The sequence below is a fragment of the Bradyrhizobium sp. RDI18 genome, assembly GCF_043203335.1.
Classification (GTDB): domain Bacteria; phylum Pseudomonadota; class Alphaproteobacteria; order Rhizobiales; family Xanthobacteraceae; genus Bradyrhizobium; species Bradyrhizobium retamae.
The window spans coordinates 5,955,989-5,967,999 of record NZ_JBICRN010000008.1; the positions used below are offsets into that span (position 1 = coordinate 5,955,989).

Genomic DNA, 12,011 nt, shown 5'->3' on the forward strand with positions numbered 1-12,011 from the left:
CGGGCTCAGCCCGCCGCCTTTGCCTCGCGGCGGCGCGCGGTGAGGATGTATTCGGTGTAGCCGTTCGGCTGCTCGCGGCCCTTGAAGACGAGATCGCAGGCGGCCTGGAAGGCAACGCCATCGAACGAAGGCGCCATCGGCTTGTAGAGCGGGTCACCGGCATTCTGCTTGTCCACTACGACGGCCATGCGTTTCAGCGATTCCATCACCTGATCCTTGCTGACGACGCCATGCGCCAGCCAATTCGCCAGATGCTGGCTGGAAATCCGCAACGTCGCGCGGTCTTCCATCAGGCCGACATCATGGATGTCGGGCACCTTGGAGCAGCCGACGCCCTGGTCGATCCAGCGCACGACATAGCCGAGGATGCCCTGACAGTTGTTGTCGATCTCCTGCTTCACGTCATCGGGCGCCCAGTTCGACTGCGAAACCGGAATGGTGAGGATGTCGGAGAGTTTTGCGCGCTGGCCGCCCTTGGCGAGTTCTTCCTGTCGCGCGATCACGTTGACCTGGTGATAATGCAGCGCGTGCAGCGTGGCCGCCGTCGGCGAGGGCACCCACGCGGTAGTCGCGCCGGCCTGTGGATGGCCAAGCTTCTGGCTGAGCATGTCGGCCATCTTGTCGGGTGCCGCCCACATGCCCTTGCCGATCTGGGCATGGCCGGGCAGGCCGTCGATCAGGCCCATGTCGACGTTCCAGTCCTCATAGGCCTTGATCCAGGGCTGCGCCTTCATGTCGTTCTTGCGGATCATCGGACCCGCTTCCATCGACGTGTGAATCTCGTCGCCGGTGCGGTCGAGGAAGCCGGTGTTGATGAAGCAGATGCGCTTCGAGGCGTTCTGGATGCAGGCCTTCAGGTTCACCGTGGTGCGACGCTCCTCGTCCATGATGCCGACCTTCATGGTGTTCTCGGGCAGTCCGAGCAGCTTTTCCACCTCGCCGAACAGTTCGCAGGTCAGCGCAACTTCGTCGGGGCCGTGCATCTTCGGCTTGACGATGTAGACCGAGCCGGTGCGACTGTTCTTCGTTTTGGAATTGCCCTTGAGGTCGTGGATTGCGAGCAGGCCGGCGACGGCCGCGTCGAGCAGGCCTTCCGGAATCTCTTCGCCCTTTTCATCGAGCACGGCGTCGGTGAACATGTGATGGCCGACATTGCGCATCAGCAGCAGGCTGCGTCCGTGCAGCGTCAGCTCCTTGCCGTCGGGCGTCTTGTAGACGCGGTCAGGGTTGAGAGATCGTTGGACCGTCTTGCCGCCCTTTTCGAAGTCGGCCGAAAGCGTGCCGTTCATCAGGCCGAGCGTGTTGCGATAGACCAGCACCTTGTCTTCGGCGTCGACCGCGGCAACCGAGTCTTCCATGTCGAGAATGGTGGAAACCGCCGATTCCAGAATCATGTCGGCGACGCCGGCCGGATCGTCCTTGCCGATCGAATGATTGCGGTTGATCTTCACTTCGACGTGCATGCCATTGTTGACGAGCAGGACCGCGGAAGGCTGAGCGGCGTCGCCCTGGTAGCCGGCGAATTGCGACGCAGATTTTAGCGCGGTGGCGTTGCCGCTCTTCAGTTTCACCGCAAGCTGGCCGGCGATCACGCTGTACGACGTCACATCGGTGTGGCTGCCGGTCGCGAGCGGCGCGGCGGCATCGAGGAAGGCTTTGGCCTTGGCGATCACCTTGTCGCCGCGTGCCTTGTTGTAGCCCTTGCCGCTTTCGCTCGGATCATGCGGAATCGCATCGGTGCCGTAGAAGGCGTCATAGAGCGAGCCCCAGCGCGCATTCGCCGCGTTCAGCGCGTAGCGGGCATTGGTCAGGGGAACGACGAGCTGCGGTCCACAGATCTTGCCGATCTCCTCGTCGACATCCGATGTCTCGACCTTTTGCGTGGCCGGCTCGGGCAGGAGATAACCGATCTCCTTCAGGAACGCCGTATAGGCGTTCATGTCGAACGCCTTGCCCTTGTTGGCGCGATGCCAGCCGTCGATCTTGACCTGCAGCGCATCGCGGAGCGCGAGCAGCTCGCGATTTTTCGGCCCGAGCTTTTTGACGATGGCGGCGACGCCGGCCCAGAATGCATCGGGCGAAATCCCGGTCTTGGGGGTCGCCTCCTTGGCGATGAAGTCGAACAGGACAGGGGCGATCTTCAATCCGTGGGCATCGACACGATTCATGACGGGGCTTTCTCGGGTAAAACTGGCGTTCAATGGCTGGTTTTCAGACGAAAACAGCAAGAAACGCGCCAAAGGGGCGGCATTGGCCGCCCTTTTAGCCCTAAAGCCGGGTCGATGAGAAGGCCCCAAAAGGAAGTGGAAGGCCTTATTTGGACGCGTTTTCTTGACGCGAACCGGTGCCCACTTCGCTCGAAACGCTTTTAGATATTCGCGGCCAGATCCACCAGTTCGTCGAACAGAATGCCGGTCTCCGCCAGCATTCGCTCGATCTCGTCGGTTGCGTCCGAAACCGTGCGCGCAGAGGTGTCGATGCGCAGCTCCGCCTGGGCGGGCGGTTGGTAGTCGTTGCCGATGCCGGTGAAAGCCTGCAGCGTGCCGGCGCGCGCCTTGGCGTAGTGGCCTTTGGGGTCGCGGCTCTCGCAGACTTCGGCGGGCGTCGCGACGTAGATCTCACGGAACGAAGTGTCGGCGATGCGGCGCGCGGCTGCGCGATCGTCCGCCGACGGCGAGACCGCCGCGACGACGGCAATGTGCCCATTGCGCGCCAGATGGGTCGCAACTTCCGCCAGCCGGCGGATGTTTTCGGTGCGGTCCTGGGCCGAGAAGCCGAGATCGCCGTTGAGGCCGGCGCGCAGTGTGTCGCCATCGAGCAGGATGGGCGAACCGCCGCGCGAAAACAGCCGTCGCTCGAGTGCGCGCGCCAGTGTCGATTTGCCCGAACCCGGCAAGCCGGTCAGCCAGATCACCGCGCCGTTGTGGCGGTAGCGCGCCGAGCGCTCTTCGGGGCGCAATGCGGATTCCACCGGCACAATGTCGATCGGAACGGCGCGCTGTCCGGCGTCGACCGACAGCACGAGGCCGCCGCCGGCGATGCGGCCATTGACCTCGATTACCAGCCGACCGGTGCGCGAATTTTCCTGATAGGGATCTGCTGCGATCGGCTGCGCCAGCGAAATGTCGATTTCGCCGACATGATTGCGCGCGATCGCCGTGGTCTCCTCGTTGGAGAGTTCACCGGGATCGACCGCCTTCTCGATCGCTACCACGCTGGCGCGGGTTTCCCGCGTGCCGAGGCGGATCAGGATCTGGTCGCCCTTCGACAGCGGCTTGTCGTGCAGCCAGAAAATGCGCGCGCGAATCCGCCGCGTGTCGCGCGGGGTAGCTCCCGCATGGGCGATGACATCGCCGCGCTCGATGAACAATTCGCGGTCGAGCGTGATGCCGACCGAACGGCCGGCGCCATGACTGCCCTTCAGCGGCGTCACCGGCCAGCTCTCCACCGTCTTGATCTTCGCGATCTTGCCGGCGGGCATGATGACGATTTCATCGCCGGCACTCAGATGTCCGGACTCGATGCGGCCCGCAACAATGCGGCGGTCATCGAACTTGTAGATCGCCTGCACCGGCAGCCGCAGCGCCAGTTGCTCCAGCGGCCGCGCCGGCTCGAGCGCGTCGAGCGCTTCGACGACGGTTGGTCCCTGGTACCAGCCGATCCGTGGCGTCTGCTCCGCAACGCCGTCGCCGTCGCGTGCGGAAATCGGAATCACGGCCGAGGGCGTCACGCCAAGGCCGATGAGATGCGCCGAAATTTCGTCGCTGATCTCCTTGAAGCGATCCGCGCTGAAATCGACGCGGTCCATCTTGTTGACGACGATCGCGACCTGCTTGATGCCCAACAGATGCAGCAGATAGCCGTGCCGCCGGGTCTGGTCGCGCACGCCCTCCAGCGCGTCGATGATCAGCACCGCACCGTCGGCCTGCGAGGCGCCGGTGATCATGTTGCGCAGGAATTCGGCATGGCCGGGCGCGTCGATCAGTACGACGTCGCGCGAGCGGGTGCGGAAGCGGATTTGCGTGGTGTCGATGGTGATGCCCTGGTCGCGCTCGGTCTGCAGCGCATCGAGCAGGAACGACCATTCGAACGGCATGCCGCGCCGTGCGCTGACGGCTTGCAGCATCTCCAGCTTGCCTTCGGGCAGGCTGCCGGTCTCGTGCAGCAGGCGGCCGACCAGCGTGGATTTGCCGTGATCGACGTGACCGACGATGACGATGCGGACTTGCGGGCGGGTGGTGCCGTTCGGTGTTGCCGAAACGCTGGCAGGCAGGATCATGTTCATCGCAACGCTCACAGCAAATGTCCGTTAGAGATAGCCGGCGACACGCAGCCGCTCGAAAGCATCTTCGGTTTCATGATCCAGCGCGCGGCCGGCGCGCTCCGGCACCTTGGTGCCGTCGAGCTCTGCGAGGATCTCGTCGATGCTGGAGGCGGTCGACGCTACCGGATTGGTGATGTCCTGATCGCCCAGCGAGCGATAGCGCTTGCCGTCCTTCGAGAGATAGAGCGGAATGATCGGAATGTTTTCGCGCTTGGTGTAGGCCCAGATGTCGGCCTCGGTCCAATGCAGGATCGGATGGACGCGTAGATGCGCGCCCTGCGGCACTGAAGCGTTGAACTGGTCCCAGAACTCCGGGGGCTGATCGCGCACGTCCCAGCCGCCTTCGAGTCCGCGCGGCGAGAACACGCGCTCCTTGGCACGCGTGGCCTCCTCATCGCGGCGGATGCCGGCAATCAATCCGTCGAAACCATATTTGGTCAAGGCCCACTTCAGCCCTTCGGTCTTGCGGGCGGCCGAACGTGCGGCCGGCGGTAGCGTTGGATCGACGGCATCGATCGACGGGCAGGGTTCGACCTTCAGATCGAGATCCCACTCTTTTCCGAAGCGATCGCGGAAGGCGTACATCTCGGCAAATTTCTTGCCGGTATCGACGTGAAGCGCCGGAAACGGCACGCGGCCGAAGAAGGCCTTGCGCGCCAGCCAGATCATCACGTTGGAATCTTTTCCGAGCGACCACAGCAGCGCGAGCTTTTTCAACCGCGCGAACGCCTCGCGCAGAATGTAGATGCTCTGCGCCTCGAGCTCGTCGAGATGATCCATCGAGGGCGGCGGCAGCCGCCCGTCGGTGAAAATTTGTTCGACGGTGGCGCCGCTTTTGCGGTCGGCGCCACGCAGCCGGTCTTTGGTAGAGTCGGGATTGAGAAGATGCATCTCTGGGCCTTGGCCTTGGAGGGCGAAAATTCTATAGTTGCGACGCAATAGAGAAGAAATAATTTTCTCTTTGCGGGCGTTGAACGAGACATATATAGAAAATAATTCCAGTCAACCCCGAAGTGGGGGAAGCGAGTTTCGCATGCGATTTCTGCCCGTGTTTCTCGATCTGCAAAGCGGCGTGGTGCTGCTCGTCGGAGCCGGCGAACTCGTGCGCGCGAAGCTGCGCCTCCTGGCATCGGCCGGTGCAAACATTCGCTGGTATGCGACTGACGGCAGCCATGACGTTTCGGGACTCGATGCGGCCGCTGCCGCGCGAATCGAGCGCGCAACCGGCGATCCGCTCACGGCCGACCTCTCAGGCGTCCTCGCGGTGCTCTGCGCCGGCGCCGGTGATATCGGCGTTGCGATGTCAGTGCGCGCGCGAAGGCGGTCGGCCTGCCTGTGAATGTGATGGACGATCTCGCTCATTCCACTTTCATCTTTCCCGCGATCGTCGATCGCGGCGACGTCGTCGTCGCTGTCGGCACCGGCGGCGCGTCGCCGGTGGTTGCGCGTCGCGTGCGCGAGCGCATCGAAGCGGTGCTGCCGGCGCGCATCGGCGATCTCGCCGGCTTCATCGGCAGCTTTCGTAAATCGATCCATGCGCGCATTCCCGAGTTTGCGTTGCGCCGCCGCTTCTGGGAGCGCGTGATCGACGGCCCGATCGGTGCGCTGGTTCTGGCCGGGCGCAAGAGCGAGGCGGAAACCGCGCTGAATGAAATCGCCGATCCCTCCGCCTTCGCTGGCGCGAACAAGGACGGCAAGGCCGAGGGCAGGGTGACGCTGGTCGGCGCGGGGCCGGGCGATCCGGATCTGCTCACCATCAAGGCACTGCGCGCGCTGCAGGATGCCGACGTGGTTTTCTACGACGAGTTGGTGTCGCCGGAAATTCTCGACCGCATCCGCCGCGACGCTTCGCGCATTCCCGTTGGCCGCCGCGTCGGCAAGCCCGGCATCGGGCAGGATGCGATCAACAAGCTGCTGATCGAGGCTGCCAAAGCTGGGCAGCGCGTGGTGCGGCTGAAGGGCGGCGATCCCTTCATCTTCGGCCGCGGCGGCGAGGAAATCGAAGTGCTGCGCGCCGCAGGCGTCGCCTGTTCGGTGGTGCCGGGCATTACCGCAGGCCTCGGCGCTGCCGCGCAGTTCGAAGCGCCGCTGACCTATCGGCATGAAGCGCTGCGCATCACTTTCCTGACCGCGCACAAGGCAAAGGACGCCGAGAAAGTCGACTGGTCGGTGCTGACGGACAAGAAGATGACCATCGTGGTCTATATGGGCATGACCGCCGCGCCGTCGGTCCGCGCGGGTCTGTTGGCTGCCGGCCGGTTGCCGCAAACGCCCGTCGGCGTGTTCGCGCGGGTGACGCGGCCGGATGCGCAGGCTGTGGTCGGGACGCTTGAAAACCTTCCCGCGCTGGTCGAAAAAATCGATGGCGGCCCCGCTATCCTCATCATCGGCGACGTCGTCGCGCATTCCGCGCCGTGGCGCCAGTCCAGCCTCAATCAAGTCATCTCAAAACTATTGGATGCTGCCGAATGACCTCTCCGCTCGAACAAAAGAAAATCAGAATCACCGGGCCGTCGGTAGTGACCGCCAATCGCACCTGGGATGGCGCCGTGGTCTACCGGACCGCACAACAGGGTTGGTCGACCGCTCTGTCCGACGCTGCGATCGTGAGCACTTCGGATGATGCGCGTGCGTTGCTCGCCGAAAGCGCTGCCGATGACGTCGGCGCAGTCGGTGCCTATATCGCGCCGGTCGAGCTCAAGGGCGGGGTGGTCAAGCCCGGCAATCTCCGCGAACACATCCGGTCGAAGGGTCTCACCATCGACCTTCTTCCGGCCTAAAGGCTGATCCATCATGTATGCATATGACGAACTCGACCGCACGCTCATCAACGAGCGTGTTTCGGAATTCCGCGATCAGGTGAAGCGCCGCCTCTCGGGCGAACTCACCGAGGACGAATTCAAGATGCTGCGGCTGCAGAACGGCGTGTACCTGCAATTGCACGCCTACATGTTCCGCGTCGCGATCCCCTATGGCACGCTGTCATCGAAGCAGTTGCGCCGGCTCGGCCACATTGCCCGCCGCTACGACCGCGGTTACGGCCATTTCACCACGCGGCAGAACATCCAGTTCAACTGGATCAAGCTTGCCGAGTTGCCCGATGCGCTGGCCGAGCTTGCCGAGGTCGGTATCCACGCGATGCAGACCTCCGGCAACAACATGCGCAACGTCACCTCGGACCAATGGGCGGGCGTCGCGCCCGGCGAGGTCGAGGATCCCCGCATCTGGTCGGAGATCCTGCGTCAGCACACCACGCTGCATCCGGAGTTCTCGTTCCTGCCGCGCAAGTTCAAGATCGCGATCACCGCATCCGAGCACGACCGCGCCGCGATCAAGATCCACGACATCGGGCTGCGGCTGCACAAGAACGCCGACGGCGAGACCGGCTTTGAGGTGCTGGTCGGCGGCGGCCTCGGCCGCACGCCGTTCATCGCCAAGACCATCAAGCCGTTCGTAGCCGGCCGCGACATTCTCAGCTACGTCGAGGCGATCCTGCGCGTCTACAACCAGTATGGCCGCCGCGACAACATCTACAAGGCGCGCATCAAGATCCTGGTGCATGAGCTCGGCATCGAGAAGTTCGCGCGTGAGGTCGACGAGGAATGGACGCAGATGGGCCGCAGCGCCCTGACACTCGACCATTCCGTCATTGAGGAGGTGCGTTCGCGCTTCTCCTATCCGGCTTACGAGAAGCTTCCGCACATGCCGGACGAGCTGAAGCAGGCCGCGCATGATCCGCTGTTCGAGCGCTGGCGCAAGAACTCGGTGGCTCCACACAAGGTGCAGGGCTATTCGATCGTGACGCTGTCGCTGAAGCCGGTGGGCGGCCCGCCCGGCGATGCCACCGCCGACCAGATGGACGCGATCGCTGATCTCGCCGATAAATACTCCTTCGGCGAAATCCGGGTCGGCCACGAGCAGAACCTGGCGCTGCCGCATGTTGCAAAGCGCGACCTGCCGCAGTTGTGGAAGGCGCTCGACCGTCTCGGGCTCGCCACGCCGAACGTCAATCTGGTCACCGATATCATCGCCTGCCCGGGGCTCGACTACTGCTCGCTCGCCAATGCGCGCTCGATTCCGATCGCGCAGGAATTGACCCGGCGTTTTGCCAACCACGACACCGCCGACATGATCGGCCGGCTGCACATCAACATCTCCGGCTGCATCAACGCGTGCGGCCATCACCACGTCGGCCACATCGGCATCCTCGGCGTCGAGAAGAACGGCGAGGAGTTTTACCAGATCACGATCGGCGGCCGCGCCGACGAGAACGCGCAGATGGGCGCGCTGATCGGCCCGGCCGTCCCTTATGCGGAAGTTGCCGACGTGATCGAAGACATTGTCGAAGCCTATCTCGCGCTCCGCGACCGTCCCGAAGAACTGTTCGTCGATACGGTGAAGCGTCTGGGTGTCGAGCCATTCAAGGAGCGGGTCTATGCCACTCGTTAAGAACGGAAGAATCACCACCGACCTGTTCGTCCATGTTGCCGACGGCGCCGAATTGCCGGGCGATGGAGCGGTCCTCATTTCGGCGGCGCGGTTCCTCGAAGATCCGGAAGCCATTCTCAAGCGCGCCGGCAAAACCGGCGTGATCTGGCCGAACAGTCGCGTCGTCGACGACCTCGTGCCCTATCTCGATCGCCTGGCCGCCGTCGCGCTGGTGTTCCCGACCTTCCGCGACGGCCGTGCCTACAGCCAGGCGCGCTTGTTGCGCGAGCGGCATGGCTATGACGGCGAGCTGCGCGCCACCGGCCAGGTGCTGCGCGACCAGTTCGTGTTCATGTCGCGCGCCGGTTTCGACGCGTTCGAGGTGAAGAAGGATGCCGACGCCGATGCCTTCGCCGAGACCATGAAGCGCTATTCGGTGTTCTACCAGCCGACCGGCGATGGCCGCGTCACGGCGCTCAATCGGCGGATGCAGTTGCGTCATTCGGAGAGTGCCGGGCAATGAGCACAATTTCACAGCAGGTGGTCGCCGCTGAAGCAGCGATCCTTCATTCGGCGCAGACGCTCGACCATACCTTGCGAGACGCTTCGCCGGCGCATGTCATTGAAACCGCGCTGAAGACCGTCGGCCGCGAGCAGCTTGCGCTGGTGTCGTCGTTCGGCACCGAATCGGCGGCCCTGCTGAAGGTGATGGCCGACGTCGACCCCGCGATTCCCGTGATCTTCCTCGATACCGGTTGGCTGTTCGAGGAGACGCTCGCCTATCGCGATACGCTGATTGCTGCGCTTGGCCTCCGCGACGTCCGCTCGATCAAGCCGCTGGCAGAAGCGCTCTCACGCCAGGATCCCGATCGCGAATTATGGTTTTCCGATCCCGACGCCTGCTGCCGTATCCGTAAAGTAGAGCCGCTGGCGCGGGCGCTCAAACCGTTCTCGGCCTGGATCAACGGACGCAAGCGTTTTCAGGGCGGCGCGCGCGCTGAGATTCCCGTCGTCGAGGACGATGGCGACAAGCTGAAATTCAATCCGTTTGCCAACGTGTCGCGCGAAGAGCTCGAGGCGATCTACAAGCTCGCCAAACTGCCGCCGCATCCGCTGGTGGCCTCGGGCTACCTGTCGGTCGGGTGCATGCCGTGTTCGAGCCGGACGGCGCCGGACGAGGACGCCCGCGCCGGCCGTTGGCGCGGCAGGTCCAAGACGGAATGCGGCATCCATACGATGAAAACTTCCTAGAAGTCGGACTTCATAGGACATTGAGGCTGCGGAACCGCAAACAATGAAATGCGGTTTCGTTGACTAAGCGGCCTTTCGTCGCGACTTATGCGTTCGTGGTTGATGATATGCTTCGTCAAGCCGAATGGAGATCAACGATGATCCGTCGCATTCTGCCGGTTGTTGCCGGATTGCTCTGGGCGAGTTCGGCCTTCGCTGCCGACTACACGTTGCTCAACGTGTCCTACGATCCGACGCGCGAGCTGTACGCCGATTTCAACAAGGCGTTCGCGGCGGCCTATCGGAAAGAGACGGGCAAGAGCGTCGAGATCAAGCAGTCGCATGGCGGCTCGGGCTCGCAGGCGCGCGCGGTAATCGACGGGCTGCAGGCCGACGTCGTCACGCTGGCGCTGGCCTATGACATCGACGCCATCGCTGCGAAGGGACTGGTGGCGCCGGAATGGCAGAAGCGCCTGTCGCTCAATGCATCTCCGTATACTTCGACGATCGTATTCCTGGTGCGCAAGGGTAACCCCAAAGCCATCAAGGATTGGGACGATCTGATCAAGCCCGGCGTGCAGGTGATTACGCCGAACCCGAAGACCTCGGGTGGCGCGCGATGGAATTACCTGGCCGCATGGGGCTTTGCCGAAAAGAAATTCGGTTCCGCCGACAAGGCGAAGAAGTTCGTCGCCGATCTCTTCAAGAACGTGCCGGTGCTCGATACCGGTGCGCGCGGCTCGACCGTAACTTTCGTCGAGCGCGACGTCGGCGACGTGTTGCTGGCGTGGGAGAACGAGGCATTCCTGGCGCAGCGCGAATTCGGCAAGGGCAAATTCGAGATCGTGGCACCGCCTTTGTCGATTCTCGCCGAGCCGCCGATTTCGGTCGTCGACAAGGTTGCCGATAAAAAAGGCACGCGAGCCATCGCCGAAGCCTATCTGAAGTATTGGTATACCAAAGAAGGCCAAGAAATCGCCGCGCGCAATTCCTATCGTCCGCGCGATGCGGAAATTGCGAAGGAGCACGAAAAATCCTTCGCCAAGGTCGAACTTTTCACAATCGACGACGTTTTCGGTGGTTGGACCAAGGCGCAGAAAGATCACTTCGGCGAAGGCGGCATTTTCGACCAGATTTACAAGAATTGATCTGGCCCAACGGCCAGCCGTAGCGAAGGGGGATTTGTGAGCACAGCGGTCGCGCGGCGAAGCAGCCTGCCAGGGTTTGGTCTCACCATGGGACTGACCCTGACATGGCTTTCCGTTATTATCCTCATTCCGCTCGCCGGTCTCTTTCTCAAGACGCTCGAGCTCTCGCCAATACAGTTCTGGGAAATTCTCACCAGCCGCCGCACGCTGAATGCGCTGAGGATTTCGTTCGGTCTCTCCTTTGCCGCAGCCTGCGTCAACCTGGTGATGGGCACCATCATCGTGTGGGCGCTGGTGCGCTACCGCTTTCCGGGCCGGCGGATTTTCGATGCCATCGTCGACATTCCCTTTGCGCTGCCGACCGCGGTTGCGGGCGTGGCGCTGACGCAATTGTTCGCACAGAAGGGATGGCTCGGCGCGCCGCTGGCTGAACTCGGCATCAAGGTGGCGTTCACGCCGATCGGGATCTTTATCGCGATGGTCTTTATCGGCATCCCCTTCGTGGTGCGGACGGTTCAGCCCGTCCTGATCGATCTCGATCCGGAAATCGAGGAAGCGGCCGCAAGCCTCGGCGCCAACCGCTGGCACACCGTGTTCCGGGTGATTTTGCCGAGCCTGATTCCGGCACTGCTGACCGGCTTTGCGTTGGCGTTCGCGCGCGCGGTCGGCGAATACGGGTCGGTGATCTTCATCGCCGGCAATCTGCCCAACGTATCGGAGATCGCGCCACTGCTGATCGTGATCCGATTGTCCGAATTTCGCTACGCCGACGCGACGGCGATTGCCGTCGTCATGCTGCTGGCTTCGTTCGTGATCATCTTTGCCGTCAATCGCCTGCAACGCTGGGCGCAAACCCGCATTCCCGCGCATTGAGGGCCGAT

General features: G+C 63.0%; 9 protein-coding genes and 1 pseudogene. 7 read left to right on the top strand and 3 right to left on the bottom strand.

What is annotated here, in order from left to right; all coding sequences use genetic code 11:
* Positions 1 to 5: 5 nt before the first annotated feature.
* The 3 genes from ACFXS9_RS37745 to cysD all read right to left on the bottom strand — a co-directional run bounded on the left by ACFXS9_RS37745 (position 6) and on the right by cysD (position 5,104).
* Positions 6 to 2,168: a malate synthase G gene (locus ACFXS9_RS37745; RefSeq protein ID WP_392698301.1), complete on the bottom strand. Its 2,163-nt coding sequence runs from the start codon at positions 2,166 to 2,168 to the stop codon at positions 6 to 8.
* Between the two features lie 200 nt (positions 2,169 to 2,368).
* Positions 2,369 to 4,285: an adenylyl-sulfate kinase gene (gene cysC, locus ACFXS9_RS37750; protein ID WP_392698303.1), complete on the bottom strand. Its 1,917-nt coding sequence runs from the start codon at positions 4,283 to 4,285 to the stop codon at positions 2,369 to 2,371.
* Between the two features lie 24 nt (positions 4,286 to 4,309).
* Complete coding sequence (gene cysD, locus ACFXS9_RS37755) at positions 4,310 to 5,104, bottom strand: sulfate adenylyltransferase subunit CysD (protein ID WP_028349295.1); 795 nt, start codon at positions 5,102 to 5,104, stop codon at positions 4,310 to 4,312.
* Between the two features lie 253 nt (positions 5,105 to 5,357).
* On the opposite strand from cysD, the pseudogene cysG reads away from it, so the two are divergent.
* The 7 genes and pseudogenes from cysG to cysT all read left to right on the top strand — a co-directional run bounded on the left by cysG (position 5,358) and on the right by cysT (position 12,003).
* Positions 5,358 to 6,796 (top strand): annotated as a pseudogene (gene cysG, locus ACFXS9_RS37760) (siroheme synthase CysG).
* On the top strand, positions 6,793 to 7,104 hold the full coding sequence (locus ACFXS9_RS37765; protein WP_065747452.1) for a DUF2849 domain-containing protein: 312 nt from the start codon (positions 6,793 to 6,795) through the stop codon (positions 7,102 to 7,104). Before cysG ends, ACFXS9_RS37765 begins: the two are co-directional and overlap by 4 nt.
* 13 nt (positions 7,105 to 7,117) lie before the next feature.
* Entirely contained in the window at positions 7,118 to 8,773 is a 1,656-nt protein-coding gene (locus tag ACFXS9_RS37770) for a nitrite/sulfite reductase (RefSeq protein ID WP_392698305.1), read from the top strand.
* Complete coding sequence (locus ACFXS9_RS37775; RefSeq protein WP_392698307.1) at positions 8,760 to 9,275, top strand: DUF934 domain-containing protein; 516 nt, start codon at positions 8,760 to 8,762, stop codon at positions 9,273 to 9,275. Before ACFXS9_RS37770 ends, ACFXS9_RS37775 begins: the two co-directional genes overlap by 14 nt.
* Positions 9,272 to 10,003 carry a phosphoadenylyl-sulfate reductase gene (locus ACFXS9_RS37780; protein WP_392698308.1) on the top strand — a complete coding sequence of 244 codons (732 nt, stop codon included), beginning with the start codon at positions 9,272 to 9,274 and terminating at the stop codon, positions 10,001 to 10,003. The genes ACFXS9_RS37775 and ACFXS9_RS37780 overlap by 4 nt, the downstream gene beginning before the upstream one ends.
* Positions 10,004 to 10,140: 137 nt before the next feature.
* Positions 10,141 to 11,130 carry a sulfate ABC transporter substrate-binding protein gene (locus ACFXS9_RS37785; RefSeq protein ID WP_392698310.1) on the top strand — a complete coding sequence of 330 codons (990 nt, stop codon included), beginning with the start codon at positions 10,141 to 10,143 and terminating at the stop codon, positions 11,128 to 11,130.
* Between the two features lie 66 nt (positions 11,131 to 11,196).
* Positions 11,197 to 12,003 carry a sulfate ABC transporter permease subunit CysT gene (gene cysT, locus ACFXS9_RS37790; protein ID WP_392700228.1) on the top strand — a complete coding sequence of 269 codons (807 nt, stop codon included), beginning with the start codon at positions 11,197 to 11,199 and terminating at the stop codon, positions 12,001 to 12,003.
* Positions 12,004 to 12,011 lie beyond the last annotated feature (8 nt).